25 protein-coding genes are annotated in these 23,324 nt (G+C 72.9%); 9 read left to right on the top strand and 16 right to left on the bottom strand.

What is annotated here, in order from left to right; genetic code table 11:
• The first annotated feature begins 282 nt into the window (after positions 1-282).
• Positions 283-735: a GNAT family N-acetyltransferase gene (locus tag ACQKM2_RS20700; protein ID WP_427711634.1), complete on the top strand. Its 453-nt coding sequence runs from the start codon at positions 283-285 to the stop codon at positions 733-735.
• An 88-nt stretch (positions 736-823) separates the two neighbouring features.
• Here ACQKM2_RS20700 and ACQKM2_RS20695 read toward each other — a convergent pair whose 3' ends face one another.
• Entirely contained in the window at positions 824-1,543 is a 720-nt protein-coding gene (locus tag ACQKM2_RS20695) for a 2-phosphosulfolactate phosphatase (protein ID WP_427711632.1), read from the bottom strand.
• A 133-nt stretch (positions 1,544-1,676) separates the two neighbouring features.
• Positions 1,677-2,048 (bottom strand): peptidase inhibitor family I36 protein, encoded by a 372-nt coding sequence (locus ACQKM2_RS20690; protein ID WP_427711630.1) that lies wholly within the window; start codon positions 2,046-2,048, stop codon positions 1,677-1,679.
• Positions 2,049-2,404: 356 nt separating this feature from the next.
• Here ACQKM2_RS20690 and ACQKM2_RS20685 point away from each other — a divergent pair, with 356 nt between their 5' ends.
• Both ACQKM2_RS20685 and ACQKM2_RS20680 read left to right on the top strand, forming a co-directional pair.
• Positions 2,405-2,671 carry a hypothetical protein gene (locus ACQKM2_RS20685; RefSeq protein WP_427711628.1) on the top strand — a complete coding sequence of 89 codons (267 nt, stop codon included), beginning with the start codon at positions 2,405-2,407 and terminating at the stop codon, positions 2,669-2,671.
• A 137-nt stretch (positions 2,672-2,808) separates the two neighbouring features.
• Positions 2,809-4,143 (top strand): FAD-dependent oxidoreductase, encoded by a 1,335-nt coding sequence (locus ACQKM2_RS20680; RefSeq protein ID WP_427711627.1) that lies wholly within the window; start codon positions 2,809-2,811, stop codon positions 4,141-4,143.
• Positions 4,144-4,186: 43 nt separating this feature from the next.
• Here ACQKM2_RS20680 and ACQKM2_RS20675 read toward each other — a convergent pair whose 3' ends face one another.
• The 4 genes from ACQKM2_RS20675 to ACQKM2_RS20660 all read right to left on the bottom strand — a co-directional run bounded on the left by ACQKM2_RS20675 (position 4,187) and on the right by ACQKM2_RS20660 (position 7,840).
• On the bottom strand, positions 4,187-5,407 hold the full coding sequence (locus ACQKM2_RS20675; protein WP_427711625.1) for a DUF6545 domain-containing protein: 1,221 nt from the start codon (positions 5,405-5,407) through the stop codon (positions 4,187-4,189).
• Positions 5,400-5,975, bottom strand: coding sequence for an ImmA/IrrE family metallo-endopeptidase (locus tag ACQKM2_RS20670; protein WP_427711623.1), 576 nt, complete (start codon positions 5,973-5,975; stop codon positions 5,400-5,402). The genes ACQKM2_RS20675 and ACQKM2_RS20670 overlap by 8 nt, the downstream gene beginning before the upstream one ends.
• Positions 5,976-6,180: 205 nt before the next feature.
• Complete coding sequence (locus ACQKM2_RS20665; protein WP_427711621.1) at positions 6,181-6,774, bottom strand: helix-turn-helix domain-containing protein; 594 nt, start codon at positions 6,772-6,774, stop codon at positions 6,181-6,183.
• A 418-nt stretch (positions 6,775-7,192) separates the two neighbouring features.
• Positions 7,193-7,840: a DUF5701 family protein gene (locus ACQKM2_RS20660; protein ID WP_427711665.1), complete on the bottom strand. Its 648-nt coding sequence runs from the start codon at positions 7,838-7,840 to the stop codon at positions 7,193-7,195.
• A gap of 214 nt (positions 7,841-8,054) precedes the next feature.
• Between ACQKM2_RS20660 and ACQKM2_RS20655 the strand changes: the two genes are divergently transcribed.
• Positions 8,055-8,693 (top strand): PadR family transcriptional regulator, encoded by a 639-nt coding sequence (locus ACQKM2_RS20655; protein ID WP_427711619.1) that lies wholly within the window; start codon positions 8,055-8,057, stop codon positions 8,691-8,693.
• A gap of 22 nt (positions 8,694-8,715) precedes the next feature.
• Here the strand turns inward: ACQKM2_RS20655 and ACQKM2_RS20650 are convergent, their stop codons facing one another.
• Positions 8,716-9,336 (bottom strand): HAD family hydrolase, encoded by a 621-nt coding sequence (locus tag ACQKM2_RS20650; protein ID WP_427711617.1) that lies wholly within the window; start codon positions 9,334-9,336, stop codon positions 8,716-8,718.
• 196 nt (positions 9,337-9,532) lie between these two features.
• On the opposite strand from ACQKM2_RS20650, the gene ACQKM2_RS20645 reads away from it, so the two are divergent.
• On the top strand, positions 9,533-10,546 hold the full coding sequence (locus ACQKM2_RS20645; protein ID WP_427711615.1) for an EcsC family protein: 1,014 nt from the start codon (positions 9,533-9,535) through the stop codon (positions 10,544-10,546).
• 61 nt (positions 10,547-10,607) lie between these two features.
• On the opposite strand, the gene ACQKM2_RS20640 is transcribed toward ACQKM2_RS20645, so the two are convergent.
• The 3 genes from ACQKM2_RS20640 to ACQKM2_RS20630 form a co-directional block, all read right to left on the bottom strand.
• The gene (locus ACQKM2_RS20640) at positions 10,608-11,009 is read right to left on the bottom strand and encodes a hypothetical protein (protein ID WP_427711613.1); all 402 of its coding nucleotides are present in this window, start codon (positions 11,007-11,009) and stop codon (positions 10,608-10,610) included.
• A gap of 154 nt (positions 11,010-11,163) precedes the next feature.
• A complete protein-coding gene (locus ACQKM2_RS20635) occupies positions 11,164-12,399 on the bottom strand; it encodes an MFS transporter (protein WP_427711611.1) in 1,236 nt (411 codons plus the stop codon).
• Between the two features lie 75 nt (positions 12,400-12,474).
• A complete protein-coding gene (locus ACQKM2_RS20630) occupies positions 12,475-13,263 on the bottom strand; it encodes an amidohydrolase family protein (protein ID WP_427711609.1) in 789 nt (262 codons plus the stop codon).
• 98 nt (positions 13,264-13,361) lie between these two features.
• Here ACQKM2_RS20630 and ACQKM2_RS20625 point away from each other — a divergent pair, with 98 nt between their 5' ends.
• Together ACQKM2_RS20625 and ACQKM2_RS20620 are read left to right on the top strand one after the other, a co-directional pair.
• On the top strand, positions 13,362-13,766 hold the full coding sequence (locus ACQKM2_RS20625; protein ID WP_427711607.1) for a MerR family transcriptional regulator: 405 nt from the start codon (positions 13,362-13,364) through the stop codon (positions 13,764-13,766).
• A gap of 123 nt (positions 13,767-13,889) precedes the next feature.
• On the top strand, positions 13,890-14,396 hold the full coding sequence (locus ACQKM2_RS20620; protein ID WP_427711605.1) for a RidA family protein: 507 nt from the start codon (positions 13,890-13,892) through the stop codon (positions 14,394-14,396).
• Positions 14,397-14,473: 77 nt separating this feature from the next.
• Here ACQKM2_RS20620 and ACQKM2_RS20615 read toward each other — a convergent pair whose 3' ends face one another.
• The 3 genes from ACQKM2_RS20615 to ACQKM2_RS20605 all read right to left on the bottom strand — a co-directional run bounded on the left by ACQKM2_RS20615 (position 14,474) and on the right by ACQKM2_RS20605 (position 17,523).
• The gene (locus ACQKM2_RS20615) at positions 14,474-15,016 is read right to left on the bottom strand and encodes a DapH/DapD/GlmU-related protein (protein WP_427711604.1); all 543 of its coding nucleotides are present in this window, start codon (positions 15,014-15,016) and stop codon (positions 14,474-14,476) included.
• 52 nt (positions 15,017-15,068) lie between these two features.
• Positions 15,069-16,181, bottom strand: a complete 1,113-nt coding sequence (locus tag ACQKM2_RS20610; RefSeq protein ID WP_427711602.1) for a hypothetical protein — start codon at positions 16,179-16,181, stop codon at positions 15,069-15,071.
• 211 nt (positions 16,182-16,392) lie between these two features.
• Complete coding sequence (locus ACQKM2_RS20605) at positions 16,393-17,523, bottom strand: NADH:flavin oxidoreductase (protein WP_427711600.1); 1,131 nt, start codon at positions 17,521-17,523, stop codon at positions 16,393-16,395.
• Between the two features lie 182 nt (positions 17,524-17,705).
• Between ACQKM2_RS20605 and ACQKM2_RS20600 the strand changes: the two genes are divergently transcribed.
• On the top strand, positions 17,706-18,185 hold the full coding sequence (locus ACQKM2_RS20600; protein ID WP_427711664.1) for a MarR family winged helix-turn-helix transcriptional regulator: 480 nt from the start codon (positions 17,706-17,708) through the stop codon (positions 18,183-18,185).
• A 4-nt stretch (positions 18,186-18,189) separates the two neighbouring features.
• Here ACQKM2_RS20600 and ACQKM2_RS20595 read toward each other — a convergent pair whose 3' ends face one another.
• The 3 genes from ACQKM2_RS20595 to ACQKM2_RS20585 all read right to left on the bottom strand — a co-directional run bounded on the left by ACQKM2_RS20595 (position 18,190) and on the right by ACQKM2_RS20585 (position 21,592).
• Positions 18,190-18,816 carry a response regulator gene (locus ACQKM2_RS20595; RefSeq protein ID WP_427711598.1) on the bottom strand — a complete coding sequence of 209 codons (627 nt, stop codon included), beginning with the start codon at positions 18,814-18,816 and terminating at the stop codon, positions 18,190-18,192.
• Positions 18,813-19,928 (bottom strand): sensor histidine kinase, encoded by a 1,116-nt coding sequence (locus ACQKM2_RS20590; protein ID WP_427711596.1) that lies wholly within the window; start codon positions 19,926-19,928, stop codon positions 18,813-18,815. The genes ACQKM2_RS20595 and ACQKM2_RS20590 overlap by 4 nt, the downstream gene beginning before the upstream one ends.
• Positions 19,929-20,104: 176 nt before the next feature.
• Entirely contained in the window at positions 20,105-21,592 is a 1,488-nt protein-coding gene (locus ACQKM2_RS20585) for a hypothetical protein (protein ID WP_427711594.1), read from the bottom strand.
• Between the two features lie 282 nt (positions 21,593-21,874).
• Between ACQKM2_RS20585 and ACQKM2_RS20580 the strand changes: the two genes are divergently transcribed.
• Positions 21,875-23,317, top strand: a complete 1,443-nt coding sequence (locus ACQKM2_RS20580) for a cellulase family glycosylhydrolase (RefSeq protein ID WP_427711592.1) — start codon at positions 21,875-21,877, stop codon at positions 23,315-23,317.
• The last annotated feature ends 7 nt before the right edge of the window (positions 23,318-23,324 follow it).

Raw genomic sequence — 23,324 nt, 5'->3', positions numbered from 1 at the left:
GGCTCCGCCCGCCCGAGATGTGCCCGGCGCGGAACCGCGCCACCATGGCGGGGAGCGGCGGAGCCGGGAGGTGGCGGACGTGGACGAATCGCGCAGGGCCTGGATCATGATCGGCGGTGTGATCACCGTCATCCTGCTGGACCTCGCCGCCATCATCCTGATGAACACCCTCGGCCGCTGACCCGCCGATGCCGATCTTGACGTGACCGGTGCGGGCGGAGTGGAATGCGGTGTCGGGCAGGTCAGGGGAGCGGTCACGGCACCGCCGCACGGAGGGGCAGCATGTTCATAGCGCAAGAGGACGTGTTCGATCCCGACGAGATGCTGGCCCTGTACGCCTCGGTCGAGTGGGAGGGCTACACCCGTGACGTCGACCGGCTGTGCCGGGGACTGGTCAACTCGCACCTGGTCATCACGGCCCGGGACGCGTCGGGAGCCCTCCTCGGACTCGCCCGGACGATCTCCGACGACGAGCACGTCTGCTACGTCCAGGACGTCGTGGTCGACCCCGCGCACCACCGGCAGGGCGTCGGCCGCGCCCTGGTCGAGCACCTCATGCGGCGCTACTCGCACTGCCGGTTCTTCCTCCTGTCCACGGACCACGAGTCGTCACCGGAGGGCGAGCGCAACCACGCCTTCTACCGGAGCCTGGGCTTCTTGTCCCACGAGGAGAAGGAGATGGCCGGCTTCGGCCTGCCCCGCAACCGCCCCGACCTCCGCGACACGACGCCGTAGCCGGGCCCCGCGAGGGGCTGATGCCCGCCGGCGTCGGGGATCCGCCGGGCCGGCGGGCCGGCCAGTGCGCCGCCGGACCCGCCCCGCCCTAGCGCGGCGGTGTGGAACCGGCCGGAGCGTCCTCGGCGGCTGATGGCACGTCAAAAGGGCGCAGGACCATGTGCGAGTCCTCCAGCGCGGCCACCATGGCGAAGGGGAACCGGTCGAGCTCCAGGCAGAGCGCGACGTCATCGGGGTGGGACCCCTCGCGTACGCCCTGGGCCAGTTCGGCGGCGGCGCGTGACCCGGCGGCGCGGCGCAGGAAATCCGCCGGGTCCTCCCCGGCCCCCGCGGCCCGCCCGGCGATGTACCGGGCGCACGCCAGATCCTCCTCGGCGCGCCCGTCCTCGCCGGTCACCACGAACGTGACGCTGCCGCACCCGCGCGCCCGCAGGAGCCGCGCCGTCGCCTCCGCCACCACGAAGCCCGCGCACAGCACCAGCGACGCGTCCTTGACCGCGAGGGCGCCGACCGTACCCGCCGTGGTCTTCTGCACGACGGTCCGCCCGCCGAGGTCCGCGGACCGGAGCAGCCCCGGCGAGTTGACGGCGTCGAACCCGGGAGCCGGCGGGCCGTCCTTGAGCGCCACCCAGTCCGGGCGGCGGGCCTTGAGCGCCAGGACCTCGTCCAGCGACTCGGCGAGAACGATCTTCTCCGCGCCCCGGGAGAAGGCCCAGGCGGCCACGGTGAAGGCGCGCATGACATCGACCACCACCGCCGCGGACGGGGCTTCGGCCAGCTCGGGGATACCGAGGAAACGGGCGTCCATGCGGTCATGATCACCCATGGCCGGCCGCCGGCGCCGGGACAGTGTCGCGCCTCACACATCGACGGATGAACGGGCGGCGGCCCGTGCCGCCCGCGGCCCCGGGGACCGCACGCGGCACGGGCACGGGAATTCCCTACTGCTTCTTGAAGGACCGGATCTGGTAGTTGCCCATCAGATTTCCGCCCTGACCGCCCGGCGTGGATCCCACACGCGAATTGTAATTGGTGCTGGTGTAGTACTGGACCCGGTTGTTCTTTCCGTTCCACACGGACCGGACATTCCATCCCCACTGGATGAAGGCGCAGTTGTCCGCGGTGTTCGCCTTCTGGGACTCGGGGAACTCGCAGCGCTCGCCGCCGCCGTTCCAGTCGCTGTAGATACAGAAGTTCCCGGAGTTGCAGGTGTACGCCGCAGGCGAGCTCTCGGTGGCGGCGGCGAGGGGTGCCGCGGCGAAGGCGAGGGCTATGGACAGACCGGCAGCGGCCAAGGAACTCACACGGCGCATGACAGAAGTACCCCTTTGATCAATCGTGACCGGGGCAGTGCCCCGGATAAATGACGGGGACGCGCGGAGACGGCCCGGAGAGAAAGACTCATCCGCCCCGGGCCTCATCAAGCATGGGGTGTACACCTGAGTCCGGCGAGGCAATTTCACGTCAGCCGGTGGCGGGATGTCTGAATGCGCGGCCCCGCCCCCACCCGTGCCCCCGCGCGCCCCCTCCGCGCCGGACCGCCGTCGCGGTGAATCCGTACGCCGGATGGCGGCGGGGGCGGGCGGCAGGAGTGGCAGCGGGCCCGGACGCACCGGAGGCTCGTGGCGGGAGACGAGGACGAGGGAAGACGAGGGAAGGAGAGCGGGCGATGCCGCAAGCCGAGGAGGAGAGGGAAGGCCTCACCGCGCGTCCCACCGGTACGGCGGTGCCGAGCCGGAGCCCGGCAGGCCACCTGAGGGCCGCGATCACGCGGACCAACCTGCTTCCCGCGTTCCTGGTCCTCACCGTGATGATGCTGGCCCTGTGGCTCACGGGCATGCCGTTCCTGCAGGCCCTGACGATCGCCACCGGAGTGAAGATCGCGGTGGCCCTCCTCGAACTCCGCCGGCTGCCCGGCCGCCCCTCCGGGAGCTGACGCACCGCCACCACCCGCCGCCCGCCCGCGAACCCTCCGCGTTGGCCGTCAACCGGAACGGCCTTAGATTGGGCCGGAATCCTGGTGTGCGGATCGCCGGACGGGAGGCCGGCCGGTGGAGGAGGGGGAGCGAGCACGTGCAACACGTAGTAGTCCTGGGCGGAAGCATCGCGGGGCTCGCAGCGACACGAGCCCTGCGCGGCCAGGGCCTGGCGGTCACCGTCGTAGAGCCCGACGGACTCGCCACGACGGGCGCACGGGGCGGTGTGCCGCAGGGCGGGCAGCTCCACGCGCTGCTCGACATGGGCCGGACACAGGCCGAACGCTGGTTCCCCGGTCTGTCGAAGGACCTGGTGGCGGACGGAGCGGTCCTCGGATCGGGCGACGAGATCCAGCTCTTCGAGAACGGGACCCGCAAGGTCAGCGTTCCCGGCAACGAGCTGATCGGTGTGAGCCGCACCCTCCTCGAAGACCACGTCCGCCGGCGGACCGTCCTGGACGACGGGGTCTCGGTGTTGGTGGGCAGGGCCTGCGGCCTGGACATCCGCGGCGGTCGGGTGACCGGCGTCCGCGTACGCACCGCCGGCTCGGCCGACGTGACCGCGGTGCCCGCCGACGCGGTCGTCGACGCCACGGGCCGGTCGAGCAGGCTGACGTCCTGGCTCGCGGCGGAGGGGTGGCCGGAGCCCCCGGCCGACCGCATGCGGATCGATCTGGGCTACGCCACCGCCCGCTTCCGCCGGGGCGGGGAACTGCCCGGAGTGAGCGTGGCACACCAACTGCCCGGCGCCGCCGCCGCGGGCGCCGCGCAGCAGCCGGACACGGGAGCCATGGCGGCGGTGGAGGGCGACCAGTGGATGGCGGTCATCGTCGCCTACGCCGAGCGGCGCCCCTCCCGTGACCCCGCGGAGTTCCTGCGGCGCATGCGGGAGATGGAGGCAGGTCCGTTCGGCGTGGTGGCCGACCGGTGCGCGATGATCGGCGGGGTCGAGACCTTCGGCATGTCGCACTCGCTGCGGCGCAACTGGTGGGCGCTGGACCGCCTGCCGGGCGGCCTGTTCGTGGTGGGCGACGCCGTGGCCTCCTTCAACCCCGTGTACGGGCAGGGGATGACCAGCGCCTTCCTGCACGCCTCCTGCCTGGCCGCCCACCTGCGCAAGGGTGCGGACCTCCACGCGCCGGCCCATGCCTACTTCCGCCACGTCAGGGTCGTCGTGGACGCCGCCTGGGAGGTCTCGACCCTCTCCGACCTGGCACAGCCGCACGTCACGGGCCCCTATCCGCGGGGCTACCGGATGGCCCGGAAGATGGCGGACTGGATGGCCCGGGCCTCCACGACGGACGCGTGGGTGAACGAGCGGTTCCTCGACGTCGTCAACATGCGGCGGCGGCCGGCCGCCCTGCGGACCCCGGAGTTCTGGTGGCGCGTCGCCTCGGCGCTCCGGGCGCAGGCCGCGCAGCCGGGGCGGTGAGGCGGCGCCGCCACCGGACGCCCGCCCCGGGAACCGGGCTCCCCTAGGCCGTGTCGGTGACCAGCCGCCCGTCGGTGTCCACACCCGCCGCGGCCAGGACGTCGGGGTGTTCGAGGTGGCGGGCCATGCGGACCAGGTGGGCGCGCTGGGCGGCCGGCTCCAGGCCGGCGCCCGGCAGCGGCCGGCCCCTCTCGCTGACGACGGCGGCCCCGCTCTCGGCGAGCGCCACCGCGCGCAGCAGGACCGCGGCGGCCGCGGCGGCGTGCTCCTCGTCCCGCGACCAGCCGGCGCCCGGCGCGGCCCGGCGGATCCGGTCGACGGGGGTGTCGCTGAAGTACGGGTACAGGCTGCGGATCCCGCTGAGGATGTCGGCCATGCGCGTCACCAGGTGCCAGTCCCGTACGTAGACGAGGCCGAGCTGGGTGACCTGGTTGGGCTCGGTCAGCGCGATCCGGGGGTCCGGGCGGCGCGTCAGCTGCCACAGGGGGGCCAGCGCCAGGTAGTCCCGGCGGTCGGTGCGCCAGGTGGCGATCGCGGCGCCCGAGAACCCCCAGTTGATGATGATCGCTCCGATGGTGCCGGAGACCGGGCCGAGGCTGTGCAGGGGCTCCAGAGCGCGCACGCCGAAGGCGCCGGCCAGGGTGGCCGGGCCGACGCACGCCACGTATCCGGCGATGAACCAGGTGGCGACGGCGATGTGCTGCAGGGCCCGGCGCAGCCGGGGGTCGTCCTGGGCGTAGAGGGCGTTGCGGCGGAAGCGCAGGGCGGTGGAGACCGACGCGTAGCCGAGGCCCAGCTGGAACGCGGCCAGCATCACCAGGGCGCCGGGGTCCCGGCCGTAGGCGATGTTGAAGTCCAGCGGGTGCGGCGCGTCGTCGAGTCCGCCGGCGAGGAACCCGGCGGCCATGGCCACGCCGACGAGGACGTAGACGCAGAGCGGGAACACCAGCACGTTCCGCGTGGAGGACGGCTCGGCGACGGGCCGCCACACCAGAGACATGACGTGCGTGTGCGCGAAGAAGCCCAGGATGCAGAAGAAGACCAGCAGCTCGGCGAGGTTCTGCGCACCCGTGAGTGCGGCGATGCCGCGGTAGACCACGGGCGTGGCGAACACGAACGCGCCCACTCCGACCGCGGAGCACACGGCGATCAGCCGCAGGGCGGGGGAGCGCTCCCGCTGCCAGGCGACGAACTTCGCCAGGGTGGTGCACGAGGCTATCGCGGCGACGACGAGGTAGACGACGTTCGCAGTGTCTTCAGACACCGGTCCCCCTGTGGCGCAGGGCAGAGCTCGCCGATGTCGCCGAGTTGCCGCCGGTATTGGTGATCATGCTGACGATGAGCCTTCCCAGGGTCTCGGCCTCCCGCTCGGGCGGACTCTGGCCGTGGGAATGGGCGGGTTCGGGCCCGTCGAAGTAGGTACGGGCCAGCATCATGCGGGCCACCTTGGGGTTGAGCGCGGGCGCCAGGCTGGCGAGCAGCTCGTCCTGGAGGTCGTGCCCCGCCGTCTCCGGATCGTGCCCGAGGAAGGCGTGCGCCAGTTCGTGGGCGATCACGAAGTTCTGCAGGATGCTCGGCGAGTCCTTGTCGACCACGACGATCAGTTCGCCGGGCCCCTGCAGGAGCCCGCCCGTGAGCGGGTACTTGAGCGGCAGGTGGAGGATCCGGATCGGCATTCCGCAGTGCCCGGACACGGCCGAGACGACCGCGTCGATGGTCGGGTGCGCGGGCAGCCCCAGCCGGGAGCAGAAGGTGTTGCGCAACCTGCGCAGGGTACGGATCTCCCGGACCGTCTCCACGACGATCCCGACGGTTGCCCTGATTCCCGTCACGGCCGGCCTCTCCTCCCACAAGACCCGCTGCGGGACGGGCACTTCGTCCGGTCCACGGGTCTGCCGCATCACTCGTGGGCGGCCCCGCATCCGCGGGCCGCCCACTGTGACCTCACGGCAGCGTAAAGGAGCGGGCCCCGAATGGCTGCCCGGGGCTTCCGGCGGCGCGGCACGCGGGTCCGGCCGTGCCCGCCGGACCGGCGGGTCAGGCCCCGGCGCGGGGCGTACCCGTGGGCATGGTGCCGAGGTAGCGGCTGAGGACGGCCGGGGCGCCGACCTCCCGCAGCAGGGCGACCAGTTCCACCTGGCTCTTCGTCTCCTGCACCAGTTCGTCGTCATCGGGGAGCACGAAGAACCGCGCTCCGGCCTCGATGCCGAAGTGCCGCGCGAGGGCCTCCAGGGGGCCGTCCGTGAAGAAGGACGGGTCCACCCCGAAGATCCTGCAGAGCAGCTTGGTGGACTCCAGGCTCGGCTTGCTCTTGTCGTCGAGCAGGTTGTAGAGCCAGGTCCGCGACTTCCCGCAGGACCTCGCCACGTCCGTGAGGGTGTGCGGCTTGCCCTCGGTGGTCATCCGGGTCTTCAGCAGGTGTTCCAGCCTGGCGGTGAACGGGTCGTCGTCCGCGCCCTCCGTGACGGGATCGCCCGCCCGGAGGCGCTGCAGGAGGGCGACGGGCACGCCCGTGGCGAGGCTGACGGCGTCCTGCGACTGGGGACCGCCGTCCCTCGGGAAGATGTGGGCGAACAGGAAGTCGAGACGTGCCGAGATCAGCGACGCCCGTTCGTCCCCCGTGCCGCTCATCGGTCTCTTTCCTGCTGGCTCGATCGGCTGCCGGCACCGGGCGCGCGGGGCGGCCGGGACGGCGAGTGCCACGATCATCGCCGCTTTCGCCTTGGCAGGGAAGGGCCTAAAGCCCTCCGCGCCGACGGTGGCGCACCGGCAGCGGATTCCCGGGCCGAGGATGGGACAAGGTCATGGAACCGCAACCGAGTTGAGGTATGTGCAAACTATTGTTGACAGTCGCAGGCTGGTGCAGCAGGATCTTGCCCATGCCGCCAATGGGGCGGCCCCCCGCCTTCGCGAGGGGCCTTCCGTATGGCTGTATGCGCCGCCCGAAGGCAGCGATCTCCACGGGGGAGGGTCGCAACTTTGGTGCCGGGCAGCATGATTGCGGCCCGGACCAACGCCCGAGGGCGGCGCACGGCATGCCTCCGGCGGGTTACGCCCGGCGGTCCGCGGCGGAGGCGAAGCCGAGCCACGTGTGCCGGTTGTTCCACCAACACCAGCCGACCTTGGGCGCGTTGCGCCGCTCGCGGCCGTCCCGCCCGGTCCCGTTGCTGATCCAGATCGCCGGAGTGCGCGCGTCCGGAGTGCCGTTGGCCTTGACCAGGCGCGAACCGATCGTCATGAAGCAGTGGTTGCGGTCGAGCACGGCGGGCTGCTGGAGGACCCAGTGGATGCCCTCGCTGAGCAGGAGCGGGGTGCGTCCTTCCCCGGTGAGGACGGGAAGTGCCTCCTCCGGGCTCCAGTTGGCCATGCGGTCACCGCGGTCGAGGCCGCCGACGAGGTACAGGGGTGCGTCGGGCAGCTCCACCCGGTGGGGCGCGAACCGGTCGACGTCGTGCATGTCGGCGACGACGAAGCCGGACTTCCCCTCCCGCCGGAGCAGCGGTGCGAGGGCGGAGGCGGGGGCCCGGTCCGGGTGGACGGCGAGCAGCACCCCGTCGCCGCCCGCGCCCGCGAAGGCCCGCAGTTCGGCGGCGGAGATCCCGGCGATCCCGGGCACCCCGAGCTCGATCAGGCGCTCGGCCTGGACGGACAGCGGCGGAAGCGCGGTCGCGGCGTCACCGGAAACGGTTTCGGGCAGGGGCACGGCTACTCCCTCGGTACGTGATCGAAGCGTCGGACGGTCGTGGCTGGAGGGGCAGGGGGAGGCCTCCGGTTCGCTGATCAAACTTGACTACCGGGGTTACCGTACGGCGCCGGACCAAGAGTAGTCAAACTTGATTAGAGGGCCTCGCGCCCGACGGCCGACCCGCGGAGCCCTAAGCTAGTCAAACTTGTCTTGAAGGGAGACGCCCATGTCAGCGATCCGCCTGCTGGTCCTCGGCGCGGTCCGCCAGCACGGACGGGCGCACGGCTACCAGGTGCGCAACGACCTGGAGTTCTGGGGCGCCCACGAATGGTCCAACGCCAAGCCGGGCTCGATCTACCACGCCCTCAAGCAGATGGCGAAGGAGGGCCTCCTGCTGGCCCACGAGGTCGCGCCGAGCACCGCGGGCGGCCCGCCCCGGGTCGAGTACGAGATGACCGACCAGGGCACCCGGGAGTACCTCGCCCTGCTGCGCCAGGCGCTGACCTCCTACGACCAGAAGACGGACGTCCTCTCGGCCGGCATCGGATTCATCGTCGACCTGCCGCGGGACGAGGCCGTCGCGCTCCTCACGGAGCGGACCGAACGGCTCCGGCAGTGGCGGGCCTCGGTCACCGAGTACTACACGCCCGAGGGCGGCCCCGGACAGCTCGGGCACATCGGCGAGATCATGAACATGTGGGTCCACTCGGCCGACAGCGAGGCCGCGTGGACCCGCGGCCTCATCGACCGGATCGAGGGCGGCGCGTACACCTTCGCGGGGGAGGGCGAGCCCTTCGTCGGCGTCCTCGCCGAAGACCAGCCCAACCCGTACGCCACCGGCCCCCACCCCGAAGACCCCCACTAGGCGCCGGAGCCCTCGGCGCGGATCAGGAAGGCAGGCCGTCATCCACCGGTTCCCGCAGCTCCACCGGGAAGCCGGCGCGTTCGAGCGCCTCGGCGCCGAGTCCGCTCGCCATCGCGCGCACGAGCCGCTCCGACGCCACGGGCAAGGGCACGGCCTCGGTCGTGTCCGCCACCGCCGCCAGCTCCGGCAGACCCCGCCCCTCCGGCAGGCCGATCCGCGCGGAGAACACGGGACGACCCTCCATCGCCGCGGACGCGAACACCGGATGCGGAGCCGTCCGCATCCCCGCCTCCCGCGCGAACGCCCGCTCCTGCGCGTCCTCACCGACGAACACGCAGCCGTCGGCCGGTACACCGCCCGCGCCCGCGACCGCCCGGTCGAAGATCCCGCGGCCGTCCTTCACGCCCCAGTGCACGAGACCCGCGTCCGGGAAACGTCCGGGAAACGCCGCTTCGAGGGCCGCCGCCGCCCGTTCGGCCGCCCCTTCGCCCGGCCCGGGGTTGGAGACGATGCCCTTGCGCACGCCGGCGAGGGCATCGAGGACGGCGACCACCCGGGGCCGGGGCCGCAGCGTCAGCGAGCCGTCGGGCTCCATCCGGGCGTCCGCCAGCGTGGCCCCGATGTCGAAGAAGAGAACGGACATGTGAAGCGCCTCCGAGGTGTGTCGGGTTCCCACCCCGTCCTCTGCCCGGGCCCCGCCCGCCCCACCGCGCACCCGCCCCGCTCCTACCCGATCGGGGTAACGGTCCGCCCCTGACGCCGGTAAGGCCGATCCCGGGAGAACGCGGCGGCCGGTAGGGCATGGTGGACCCAGCGATCACGGCCGGAACGGAGAACCGATGAGCAGTCACACCGCCCCACTCGTCGACGGTGCGATGTCCATGAGCGAGTACGAGGCGCAGGTGTGGGACGCGCTCAACGAGCACTGGCAGCGCCGCAACAACCGCCGTGGACTGCCGAACTGGGCGAGCGCCGCCCTCGGCCGCACCGGCGAGGCCGCGGGGAACGCCGCCAGACGCGTCGCCGACGCCGTACCGCAGGTGGTCGCCCAACCGGTCCGCCGCGCGGGCGACGCGGTCGCCCACAAGGCCATGCGCCCGGTGCTCGGGGCCGCGGCGGCGCTCCTCGAACTGGTCAACGACTGGGCCATGGAACTGAACGACCCGAAGAACGTGGAGGACCTCGCCCGCAAACGGGGCGCCGACATCGACAGCTTCACCGAACTGCGGCAACAGGACCTCAAGGCCTGCGACCGGCTGCTCTCCCGCAACACCCTCGCCTGGCGCACCGCCGGCGCCTTCGAAGGCGGCGCCATGGGCATGCTGGCCATGGTCCCCGTCGCCGGCATACCCGTCGCGATGACCGCGGACATCCTCGTCATCCAGGTCCTCAGCGCCTCCATCGCCGCCCGCATCGCGTACTCCTACGGCTACGACGCCAAGGACCCCGCCGAGCAGGACTTCATCCAGCGCCTGGTACGCCGGTCCTTCATGGCACAGGCGGCCAAGGCCAAACCGCTGAGCGACACCGCGCGGGCGGCGCAGGCGCTCAAGGGGCGGGTGAAGTGGTCGGAGAAGCTCCGCCACGACCACCGCCTCGTGGCCGCCCTCGAGAAGCTGATGCGGCAACTGGGCCCGGCCGGGGCGCGGGTGCCGGTCCAGAACGTCGCCAAGGTCGTGCCCTTCGTGGGCGTCCTCATCGGTGCCGGCATGAACTCCGCGGTCCTCGGGGGAGTGGCCGCCGACGCCCAGCGGTACTGCCAGACCCGGTTCCTGTGCGAGAAGTACGGGCTGCCGCTGCCGGCCGCACTGGCGTCCGACGAGGACGAAGACCCCGCGGAGCAGGCCCCGTAGCAGGCGGCGGGGACCCGGCCCTGCGTCCGGACCGGGTCCCCGCCGCGCGTCCGGCGGTGCGTCAGTCGACCTTGTGCCAGTGGGTGACCTGCACCGCTCCGTCCTCGGCGCCGATGTTCGCGTACATGGCGAGGTGTCCGGGAGCGAGGAAGGTGTCCTTCTTCTGCCGGAAGAACTCCTCGTCGTACCAGGCCACGTCGAAGACCACCGTGCCGCCGGCCCGGCCGTTGCGCTCCACCCAGGTCCGCTGCCAGTCGTACGGGCCGTCGGACTGCTCGGCGAGCCGCTCGTCGGAGGCGCGCAACGCCTGGACGCAGCGTTCCAGTGCCTCGTCGGAGGCGAGGTCGATCTCGCAGTGGGACTGGGCGACGACGGTGCGCCCACCCCGGCGTCCGGGCGCGGAGTCGCCCAGGAGCACCAGTTCTCGTATCACGGGATTACCGGGAAGTATCGTGCTGGACATGGGTTTCCCCCTCTGACGGGTGGCAGGTCCGCCTGGCACCCTCTGAGATCAGAGACACGACTTACTCGACCGTCACCGGTCGATTTCCGACGCTAGGGACGCCCCGACGGCCCGTCAACGCGCGGGAGCGCAAACCGGCCACCGGCGTCCGTGCCTACTCCTCCGCGGGACCGGCTGCCTGCTCCGGGGCCCGGGAGGGCTCCGGAACGTCCGCGCCGGCGCGGCGGCGCAGGAGCACCGGACTGCCCGCCAGGGTCACGAGCAGCGTCCCCGCCCCCGCCAGCTCCAGGGCCCCGGCCCCGCCGAGCAGTGCCGTGGCCGGCCCGCCGAGCGCGGTCCCCACCAGGTTGGCCCCGTTCAGCGTCGCCCCCGAGGTGGCGAAGGCCCGGCCGCGTACCTGCTCGGGGACCCGGGCGTGGATGAGGTTGCGGATCGCCAGGCCCTGGAGGGAGTTGGCGACCCCGGTCAGGACGAACGAGACCAGCGCGAGCGCGAAGACCGGCACGGCGGCCCCGACGGCGAGCGAGGTCCCCATCAGCACCCCGGACCCGACCAGCACCCGCGGCTGCCACTCCAGCGGGACCCGCGGGGCGATCAGCGTGGAGGAGGCCAGCATCCCGACGGTGTGCGCGCTGACCAGGAAGCCGTACCCGGTGCCCGACACGCCCAGATCGTCCCGGATGAAGAAGACCCGGGCCACGCTCAGCACGGCGGTGAACACGATCGCCGACGCGAGCGCGAGGATCGCGGTACGCAGCAACCGGTCCCCGCCCAGGACCCGCACCCCCTCCCGGACCTGCGCGGGCCAGCTCCCGCCCGACCCCGCCACGGGCTCGCGCCGGATCCCCAGGCAGGACAGCACCACGGCCATGGCGACGAAAGTGGCCGTATTCGCCAGCAGGACGACGCGCACGTCGAACACGCCGATCAGCACACCGGCCAGCGCCGGCCCGGCCACGTTGCCGGCCGAACGGAAGGCGTCGAGCCGGGCGTAGCCGCGGGCGGTGCCGTCGGCGCCGACGATCCGCGGGACCAGCAGCAGCAGCGCCGGCGACGCCAGGGCCAGCCCGGCCCCGAGCAGCACCAGCAGCACGAGCGTGCCGGCCAGGCCGGTCACGAACACCAGCCCCGCGCTGACCAGCGCCTGCAGCGCCGCCACCACGACGACCAGCCGGCCGCTCTCGACCCGGTCGACCAGCGGGGCGGCCAGCGGCCCGACCACGACCAGCGGCAGCACCCCGGCGACGACCAGGGCCGAGACGGCGACGCCCGAGTGCCCCTGGTCGTGCAGCCGCAGGGTCAGGGACAGGATCGCCATCTGGTCCCCCATGGAGGACATGCCGTACGCGGCCGCCACCACGGTCAGGACAACACCACGATTTCCGAGCACCCGCAGATGCTGCCAGCCCCGGGCCGCTCCCGGCCGCCGGGGGCACCGGATCCGGCCACCCCCGCCGGGAACGCCTCAGACGAGGCCGGCCAGTTCGGCCATCGTGCCGCCCAGCACCCGGTCCCGGACCTCGCCCGGGCGGGTCACCCGCTCCACCATGGCCCGGGCCAGGACCGGATCGCCGTACGGGGCGTCCGAGCCGAACAGGGTCCGGTCCGGGATCTCCTCGATGGCGAGGCGGACCGCGAAGACGATGCCGGCCGTGGACAGTTCCAGGTACATGTTGGGCGTCTCCCGGACCAGCTCGACGGCCTGCATCCAGTTCAGCCCGCCGAGCTGGCTCACCACCAGCGGAACCGTCGGATGGCGGACGGCCAGCGCGGCCAGCGTCGCCACGTCGTCCGCGGTGGTCGGCGCGGATCCGTGCACGACCACCGGCAGCCGGCCGTGATCGGCCGCGGCCCGCAGCACCGGTTCGATCAGCCCCGCCCGCCCCGGCGGCGGCGTCAGCTCGCCTATCCCGCGCATCCCGCGCCCGACGACCTCCCGCTCCACCACCGCGGCGATCTGCTCGGGCTCCAGGTCCAGCGGGACGGACAGGAAGCCGATGAACCGCTCCGGATGCGCCGCCAGCGCCGCGTCCAACTCCTGCCACGCCCCCCGGTACGCCTCGACCGTCCCGGCCCGCCCCCCGATGGCCTCGTCCAGGACGGCCATCTCCCGGCGCAGCGACCCCAGGTCCCGCGCCCGTTCCGGATGCGGGCGGGTGGCGAACAGTACGGCGCGGTCGACCCCGGCCTCCTCCATGAGCCCGAGGTGCGCCCCGACGGGGTCGTGGACGTGGCTGTGCGCATCGATGATCAACGGTCGTTCCCTTCTCGACGGCCGGCGCGGAATGCCGCCGGTCGGCACACTGTTGCTCCCTGACACCGTTGGAAGGTCAAGTCGAAGGGGGAGGCCCGGTGCTGATCGGGGAGCTGTCACGCCGTACGGGGGTCAGCGAGCGCCTGCTGCGCTACTACGAGCGGACGGAGCTGATCCACTCGGAGCGCCGGGCCAACGGCTACCGCGAGTACGACGACCCGACGGTGGAGACGGTGCGGCGCGTGCGCGCCCTGCTGGCCGCCGGCCTGCCCACCCGCGTCATCGGCCGGCTCCTGCCCTGCACCTCCGGCGACACGACGCTGCGCCCCTGCCCCGGTGTCCTGACCAGCCTCCGCGCCCACTTGGACGTCCTCGACCAGCGCGCCGCCGACCTGGAGGCCGCACGCGACCTCCTGCGCCGGACGATCGACGCCACCGAGACCACCGCGGGCCCCGCCGCCGACGGACGGCCCGGCCCGGACAGGAGTGGCTCATCCCGGTGACGGGGGAGGGCACCGGGCGCCGTCCGGCCCGTCCACGGGTCCGTCCCCGTTCGAGGAGTTCTCGCTTCTGCTCTGACAGCGTCAGCGCCACGGGCTCCACCGGGGACGAAAGGAACACGAGGAATGACCAAGTCAGGGCGCAGGTTCGGCATTGGCGCAGTGGTGGCCGCGGTCGTGGCCACCACGATCACCTTCACGGGACCGGGCGCCAGCGCGCAGGACACCGCGCGCCGCGGCTGGGACCACTTCACCTTCGGCGTGCCGTGGGAGGAGTCCTACGGGTACTCGCAGGGCATCAAGGCCGGGGACGAGATCTACATCTCGGGGCAGGTGTCGCACGACGCGGCCGGGAACTTCGTGGGCGCCGGCGACTTCGAGAAGCAGGTCCGCACGTCGTTCGACAACCTGGACAAGGTCCTCGCGCACTACAAGGTGCCGCGCAGCCAGATCATCAGCATCAAGATCTTCACCAAGGACCTGCGGCAGAACTTCGACACGGCCGCCCGGCTCCACAAGGAGTACGTCGGCAAGCACCGCACGACCGACACCATCGTCGGCGTCTCCGAGCTGTCGGTCCCCGAGCAGCTCGTCGAGATCGAGGCCATCGTCAAGGTCTCGCCGCGGTCCTGACCGGGCGGGCCGCGCGGTGACCCCGCGCGGCCTCCCCGGCACCCCGGCCCCTCCTCCGCGCGGCGGAGGAGGGGCCGTCACCACTGGCGCTTCACGGCGGCCTTCGTACCGGTCACCAGGCTCGCCGCCGGAACGTCGTCGGCCACGACCGCGCCGGCGGCGATCACCGCGTCCCGGCCGATGCTGACGCCGGGCAGGATCGTGGCGCCGGCGCCGATCCACACGTTCTCCGCGACGTCGATGGGCGCGCCGGTGAGGTAGAGCCGCCGCTCCTCGGGATCGACGGGGTGCCCGCTCGTGATGAACGTGACCTTCGGTCCGACCATCACGCGCTCGCCGAGCCGGATGCCGGCGTAGTCCAGGAACGTGCAGTTCTGGTTGATGAACACCCGCTCGGCGAGTTCGAGACGCAGACCGTGGTCGGTGTAAAAGGGCGGATAGATCGTGACCCTCGGCGGCAGCGGCTTGCCGAGGATCTGTTCGAACAGCTCGGCCTTGGCCTCCTCGTCCTCGAAGGGCAGGACGTTCAGGCGCGAGGTGAGCCGGGTGACCTGCAGCACCCTCTCGGCCATGGCCTGGAACTCGGGACTGTGGATGCGCATGAGCCGGTCGCTGGACATGCCGCGATTCTTCCGTCCGTCCGCCCGGCCGGACAAGATCCGGCCGGGCGGGTCAGGAGAGGTGGCGGACGAAGACGTCCCGCTTGCCGTTGGTGTCGCCGGGCACGATGTCGTCGGCCGCGGACTGGAAGACCACGTCGCCGCCTCCGCTGCTGACCGCGTCGATCCCCGCCGTGGCGGGCTGGTCCGAGACGACCTGGTCGGTGCCGGTCTCCAGGTCGCGCAGGACCAGCGACGGTCCGCCCGTGCCGTTCGGGGCGTACAGCAGGTGCCGGCCGGTGGGATCGACGGCCACGCCCTTCACGTCCGGGACCTGTCGGGTCGTGCCCGACCGCAGGTCGTGGACGTAGGTGTCGGAGCCCGAGAGGTAGACGACCGTGCCGCCGTCGTCGCTGAGCTGGAGGAGCGACGCGGCCGTGGCCGGGCCCTCGACCGGGCCGGTGCTGGTGCCGGTGGTCCGGTCCCAGACGAAGACGTCCTTCGCCGCGCCGTCCTGGTAGGCGACGTAGCGCCCGTCGCCGCTGATGGACGGCCGGGCCGGGTAGGTGTGCTCGAAGGCGGCGACGGTCACCACGGCGCCGGTGTTCCAGTCGTGGACCTCGACGCGCTGGCGGTTGGTGGGCGCCGGCTTCCTCATGAGGAGGGCGAGGGCCGTGTAGCGGCCGTCCCCGTTCAGTGACGGCTGGTCGCAGCTGTAGGCCGAGCAGTTGGCGGAGGCCGTCCCCCCGGTGCTCACCTGGTACTGGCGGATGCGTACGTCGTTGATCCACTGGAGCGAATAGCCGATGTACGCCCCGTTGCCGCTGATCGACGGGGGCTGGAGCGGGGTGTAGGTCCCCATCCGCTTGGTGAGTGCCGCCTGCAGGTCGCGGACGAACACGGCTTCGTTGCCTGCCGGAGTGCCGGCGGTGAGGTTGCGCGCCGACGACGCGAAGACGACGTGGCGGCCGTCGGGCGTGATCGAGGCGGAGGCGGAATCGCCGTCGCCCTGGGTGCCGTCGGGCGCGACGCTGATCCTCTCGACGCCGGCCGCCGCCCCGCCCGCCGCCCCCGCGGACTCGGCCCGGGCCGCGGCGGGCAGCGCCGCGGTGACCGCGCAGACCGCCGCGGCGGCGCCCAGTGCGACCCGTACGCGTCTGGCGGTGGCCCTGTTCGTGTACCCCATCGTTTCCCCCCAGTCAGGACGAGCAGGCAGACCCCGTCCTCCGGCTCCCCGCCGGAGGACCAGAGCATGCAATCGCGATGGTGCGGTGGGGTCAATGAGGCACATGCCCGAGAGGTGCGGTTTCGGCCATGACGGAACGCGAACGCCCCGTGGGAGCGGGGTACGGGCTCCACGGGGCGTCTCCTGACGGGCGGCCCGCCGGGACGGTCGGCTACCGGCTGAGCGACCCGAGCGCCGCCACGTCGTACGCCTTCAGCTCGTCGAACCGGTTGCCGAGGACCTTCGCCGCCCACTGCGGGTCCTGGAGCAGCGCCCGGCCGACGGCGACCATGTCGAACTCGTCGCGTTCCATGCGGTCCAGGAGGTTGTCGATGTCGCCGAGCGCCGCGCCCTCGCCGGCGAAGGAGCGGATGAAGTCCCCGTCGAGGCCCACCGAGCCGACGGTGATGGCCGGCCGGCCGGTGAGCTTCTTGGTCCAGCCCGCGAGGTTCAGGTCCGAGCCCTCGAACTCCGGGAGCCAGTAGCGCCGGGTGGAGGCGTGGAAGACGTCGACGCCCGCCGCCGCCAGCGGGGCCAGGATCGCCTCCAGCTCCTCCGGGGTCTGCGCGAGCCGGCCGTCGTAGGCCTCCTGCTTCCACTGCGAGTAGCGGAAGATCACCGGGAACTCGGCCGAGACGCGCTCGCGGACCGCCGCGACGACCTCCGCGGCGAACTTCGTACGGGCCACCGCGTCGCCGCCGTAGGCGTCGGTGCGGCGGTTGGTGCGCTCCCACAGGAACTGGTCGAGCAGGTAGCCGTGGGCGCCGTGCAGTTCGACGCCGTCGAAGCCGATCCGCTCGGCGTCCGCGGCGGCGTCGGCGAACGCGCCGATGACGTCGTCGAGGTCGGCGCGGGTCATCGCCCTGCCGGTCCCCTCGGTGCCGTCGACGCGGATGCCGGAGGGGCCGACGGCGGGGGCGTCGGGGTACGGCGCCTCGCCCTGCTTGCGCACCATGCCGATGTGCCACAGCTGCGGCACGATCGTGCCGCCCGCCCCGTGCACGGCCGCGGCGACCTCCGCCCAGCCGGCCAGCTGCTCCTCGCCGTGGAACCGCGGCACCCGGTCGCTCTGCCCGGCGGACTCGTGGCCGACGTACGTGCCCTCGGTGATGATCAGGCCCACGCCCGCGGCGGCGCGGCTGGCGTAGTACGCCCGCACGTCCTCGCCGGGCACGCCGCCGGGGGAGAACATCCGCGTCATCGGAGCCATCGCGATGCGGTTGGGGACGGTGAGGCCATTGAGGGTGACGGGCCGGGAGAGGATCTCGGCCGCGCGGGAGGCGGTCGACGTGGTGGCGGTCATGCGGGTCCTCCGGGTTGTGGCTGGGGCTCGTCGGACGACAACGAGAAGTGCATAGTACACATGCTGTGTATCATGCATATTGCGGCACGGTCGGCCCCCGGGCCCGCACGGGTCGGCGATAATGGGCGGCCGGAAGGAGCGGAGCGGGAGGCGCAGTGCTGGAAAAACTGGAGCGGGAGCTGATGCTGCTCGCACGGCACCAGGTGCTCGGCCGGCACGAGCGCGACCACGAGCGCCTGGATCGGTCGGCGTACCTGCTCCTCAGCCGCATCGACACCCAGGGCCCCATGTCCATCGGCCAGCTGGCGGAGGCCTTCGGGCTCGACACCTCGACCGTGAACCGCCAGACCGCCGCACTGCTGCGCTGCGGGCTCGCCGAACGCGTCGCCGATCCGGACGGCGGCATGGCCCGCAAGCTGCGCATCACCGACGAGGGCGGCCGCCGGCTCGACGGGCACCGCGAGGTCAACCGGTCCTGCCTGGCCCGGATCGTCGCCGGCTGGTCCCCCGAGGAGGTGCGGGAGCTGGAGGACGTCCTGGTCCGGCTCAACCGCAGCGCGGAGGCCCTCGAAGGGCGCTACTGGCCGCGCACGGAGGAGGACGGCACCGCCGCCGGCTGCCGGCCGACGGCCCCGGGGGAACCGGCGCCGCCCACCGCGTAGCACCTCACGGCTGCAGGCCGTCCTCGTACACCCGCCGGGCCAGCTCGACCTTCGTGGGGGCGGGCCGTCCGGCCTGCCGGTACTTCTCCTTGACCTGGTCCAGGTAGTACTTCGCGGTGTGGTAGCTGATGCCCGCACGGCGCGCGGCGGCCTTCAGCGTCAGCCCGGAGGCGTAGTCGCGCAGCACCTGCCGTTCCCGCGGCGCCAGGTGCGGCCGGGCCGGACCGGTGTCGTTCGCCCAGGCGAAGGCGAGTTCGGGCGAGTGCGCCGTGCCGCCCGCGGCCACCGCCTCGACGGCCTCGACCAGGGTGTCCAGCGCGTGGTCCTTGGTCAGGTAGCCGTCCGCCCCGGCCGCGACGGCCGCCACGATCCGGGCGCGGTCGGTCACCGTACTGATCAGCAGGACCTTGCTCCCGGCCGCCCGCACCCGCCGCACGTTCGCCTCCGGATCGGACCCGTCGCGCAGGACGAGGTCCAGCAGGACGACCTCGGCCGCCGCCCCCGGCCGCGCCAGCAGCCCACCGACCGTCGCCGCGGTGCCGACCAGCCGCAGCCGCTGCTGGCGGCCGAGCCAGGACACCAGCCCGTCGAGGAGCATGCGGTCGTCGTCGACCACGGCGATGTCGATCACGCCGGCCACCGCAGCTCGACGACGGTCCCCTCACCGGGGTGGCTGTCCACGGACGCCGCCCCTCCGACGGCGGCCAGCCTGCCGCGTACGGAACGGCGCAGCCCCGTACCGCGGCCGCCGGGCCCGGAGACGTCGAAACCGGTGCCGCGGTCGGCCACGGTCACCTCCACACCGCCCTCCGCCCCTCCGACGGCGGTGACGTGGGCGGTGCCGGTGCCGGCGTGCCGGCTCACGTTGTTCAGGGCCTCGGACACCGCGGCGGCGAGGGCCTCGCAGACCTCCCGGGGCAGCTCCGGCACGGCATGGAACCGCGCCCTCACCGTGAGCCCCAGAGCCTCCGCCCGGTGCACGGCCTCCTCCAGCGCGGCCCGTGTGCCCGCCGCCCCTCCCGGAGGCGGGCCGTACGCCCGGTCCTGCCCCTCCTCGGACTCGACGAGCCGCCGCAGGTAGGCGGCCTCGCGGGCGCAGCGCTCGCGGACCGCGGGGGCGTTGGCGTCCACGCGGCCCGCCCCGATCGTGGTGAGGGTGGCGAGCACCGTGTCGTGCAGGGCCGCGTGGTGCGCCGTCCGCTCGGCCTGCCGCGCGCGGGCGGCTTCCAGGGCGACCGCCCGGTCGTGCGCGGCGTCCAGCAGGAGCCCCTGGCGCCGGGTGTACCACCAGCCTCCGCCGGCCAGGGCGACGCAGCTGGCGACCGCGCTGAAATGATCGAGGACACCGGCCGGGTCCGGTTCCGGCAGCACCGCGTGCACGGCCGGCGAGGTGGCCAGCAGCAGCGCCACCGCGAGGGCGGCGCCCCGCCACCGGAACGCGACCACCGCGGTGGCGGCGGCCGACAGGCTCTGCACCATCAGCCAGCCGTGCGGTGCCACGGCGTCCCCCTCACCGATGACGGCCACGGCGACCCACGGCAGGGCACATCCGGTCACCAGCACGTCGGCCCAGACGCCCGGAGCGGAGAACCAGCCGCGCACCAGGGCGGGCACGTAGAGGACCAGCGAGACGGCGCAGACACAGGCCAGCAGGGCCAGGCTCCGGCCGTCCACCCGGCCGTCGAGCACGACGCCCGCAGCGGCTATCAGGTGCGCCAGACGGAACAGCGCCGTGGCCTTCACCGCGAACCCCCGCGCACGCCGAAGCCCCACTCCCCGCCCCCAAGCGACGAAACCCCACCGGTACCCGCCCATATGGGCGGGTGTCGTGGCTTCAGTGGATCTCGCTCGGTTTCTCGCCGTCAAGACGCTCCTCGGACACGCTGGGCCGGACGCGTTCCCGCCCCTGCGGCGCCGCGTCAGCCCTTGAGCCGGCGGTTGACCTCCTCGCTGATGCGGCGGTTCAGCTCGGCCAGCTGCTCGGGCGTGTAGGCGGTGAGGTCCCCGAGGTCCGGTGGATCGGTCCGGGGTTTGCCCTTCGCCTGTTCCTCGCGCCGCTTGAGTTCCTGCTCCTCCGGTGAGCCGGGGGCCGCGAACGCACACTTGATCAGTGCCCCGTCGGCGGCCTTCAGGCAGGTCGCCTCGCGGCCCGCGACCTGGCCCCGGCCCTCCACGCGGTAGCGGATGTCCTGTTCGCTGCCGATCGTGGCGGTCCAGGTGGTCCCGCCCGTGGGGACCACCTCGAACACCCGGTCGTCGTTGTAGCAGCAGACGTCCCGGTACTCGGCCTTGATCAGCGCGATGATCGCCTTCGGCGAGGACCAGGTCGGATCGAGCCGGTGGACGGTCAGCGGTGCCAGCCCGCCGCCCCGGTGGCGGGCCGGCACCGTCGCGACGGCGACGACCGAGCTGGCCTCGCCCTGCGGCGTCAGGGGAGTGACGTAGACGCTGCGCCCGCTCGCATCGCCGTAGCGCAGGGTGAACTCCGAGTCGTTCCCCGCGTTCGCGCCGTCCTCCGAGGCGTCCCAGCCGCTGCGTTCGAACCACCAGTCCGTGAAGCCGCCGACGGCGGCCACGGCCTCCCGCTGGCGGGCGGCGAGGCTGAGCGGATAGGAGGGGCCCGGGACGGTGTCCGTCTCCGTGGTGACGGTGACCTCGCCCGTCCGGCCGTCGTAGAGCGCGACCCCCGCCGGACGTTCCGTCACGACCAGGAGCCCGGTCTGCCGCTTCAGGGGCACGACCACGACGGGCGTATCGCCCGAGCAGGTCACGTACGCGTCGCCGGCCTCGAAGCGGACCCAGCGCTTCTGCGCGGAGATCTTCCGGCCCAGGTTGTGGCCGAACCAGCCGCTGATGCGGGCGTCCGCCACGTCGACGTCGAACGAACAGCGCTGCTGCGAACGACCGGTACCGCCGAGCGGCACCTCCTGCACGAGACCGACCTCGTACCCGGACAGCCAGCCGCTGCGCTCGACGAGGGTGGAGAAGCGGTCCGAGTCCGGCAGGTACGTGATGTCCGAGATCTCCCCGGTGACATCCCCCAGGTGCGGGGCCGCCTGCGCCTTCCCCACGAGGTAGGGCGCGCGGGGGGCCAGCGCGGGCACCGGCTCGGTCACCACCTGCGTGGCCTCCATGTAGCCCCGGTCCTGCAGGTACGCCCCGTAGACCAGCCACCAGACGGCGAGCGCGAGACCGACGAGCGCGCCCAGGCAGCCGAGCACCCCCGCCACCTCGCCCGAACCGCCGCCGGTCCTGCCGCGCGCCCTGCGCAGCAGCCACCGCCCGAGCGCCGCCAGCGCGACGAGCCCCAGCGTCAGCAGCGGCAGGGCCAGCCAGGCGAAGAGCTTGCGCAGCTCCCACACCAGGACCGTGGAGTAGTAGGGGGCGTACCACGGTGCGCATGCCACCAGCACCACGACACCCGCAGGCACACCCGTACGAAGAGCCCGACCCATCAGCGCCTCCCCATCGCGTGGTTCAGCACAAGTGTGGAGTGCCGGGCGGGCCCTGTCATGGCCGAATCCCGATTCCCCCGCGGGGCGGACGGGCTCGCGGTCCACGAACTCGCCGCAGACCCCACGGGCCACACCAACTCCGGTGAAACGGTGGGAACTTGACTCACCCGTCAGTAACATCCGACCGGCCAGTAGCACGCCGTCCGAGAAGCCGACCTCGAAAGGGTCTCCTGCATGCGCCGGACCTCCCGCTTCGCCCCCGTCGTCCTCGCCGTGGCAGCCCTCCTGCTCGGCGTCGTCCCCGCGCAGGCCCAGGCCCGCCCGGACCGCGTCACCGACCGCGTCACCGACCGCGTCACCGACCGCGTCACGGTCGGCGACCGCACCTTCATCGCCGACGGTCGGGGCCGCGCGCTGCAGTGGCGCGGCTTCAACCTCGCCGACAAGAGCAGCCGGGGCGCCGACGCGTTCGCCGGCATCCACGAGAGCGACCTCAGGGACATGTCCGCCCGGGGCTTCAACCTCGCGCGCCTGGCGTTCTTCTGGGACGACCTCGAACCCGCCCCCGGACACTACGACCGCGGTTACCTCGCCAAGATGCGCCGCATCCTCGACTGGGCCGACCGCTACCGGGTCAAGGTCGTGCTCGACGCCCACCAGGACGTGTACGGACCGCACTTCGGCGCCCGCGGCATCCCGGACTGGGCCACCCGCGACGACGGGCTGCCGTTCACGCCGATACCCGACGACTGGTTCTCCCAGTACTTCGAACCGTCCGTGCAGGCCGCCTTCGACCACCTGTACAAGGACGCCGACCTCCGCGCCGCGCACGCCCGCATGTGGATGACGGTCGCCTCGGCCCTGGGCAGGCACCCGGCGCTGCTCGGCTACGACCTGATGAACGAGCCCTTCGCGAAGTTCCTCGAAGGCGAGGACCTCCCGGCCGCCGCGGGCCGCTTCGAGGCCGGCGAGCTCACCGAGATGTGGAACCGCCTCGCCCGGGCGATCCGCACGGTCGACCGCACGTCGTGGGTGTTCGTCGAACCCACCGTCATCGTCGGTCTCGGCGTCCCCACCCGGCTGGGGGCCGTCGACGACCCGCACGCCGGGTACGCGCCGCACTTCTACGAGACCGCGATGGAGACCGGCGCCGACTACGACCCGGCCGGCACGTTCGTCCCGGCCTACGAGGCGGCCATCAGCGACTATCCGACCCGCAACCGCATGCCGGTGATCGTGGGGGAGTGGGGCGGGAACCCCTACGTACCGCACGCGAGCCAGTTCGTCACCGACATGACGGCCGCCATGGACCGGTTCGCCGGCGGCTGGACCTGGTGGCAGTGGTGCCGGGGCGGCGGCTACTGCTTCCTCGACCAGACGGGTGCCGTGAAGCCCGGCGCCCGGCTGCTCGTCCAGCCCTACGCGCGGGCCGTCGCGGGTGACCCGCTCGGCTTCGCGTACGACCCCGCCACGCGCACCTACACCCTGACCTTCCGCACCCGCGGCGACGCCGGGGGACCCACCGAGATCACCGTTCCGGAGGACGTCTACCCGAACGGCTACCGCGTCACGGTCCGCGGCGGCAACGCCAGGTGGGACGGCCGCGGCCAGACCGTGGCCGTGACCACGCGCGGCAGGGCCGGCGCCGTGTACGAGGTGACGGTCAGCCCGAGGTAGGGCGGCG

Source organism: Streptomyces sp. NPDC004126 (genome assembly GCF_050275515.1).
Taxonomy (GTDB): domain Bacteria; phylum Actinomycetota; class Actinomycetes; order Streptomycetales; family Streptomycetaceae; genus Streptomyces.
Note: the sequence above shows the minus strand (reverse complement) of the source record. Positions and strands in the feature narration are given on the sequence as shown.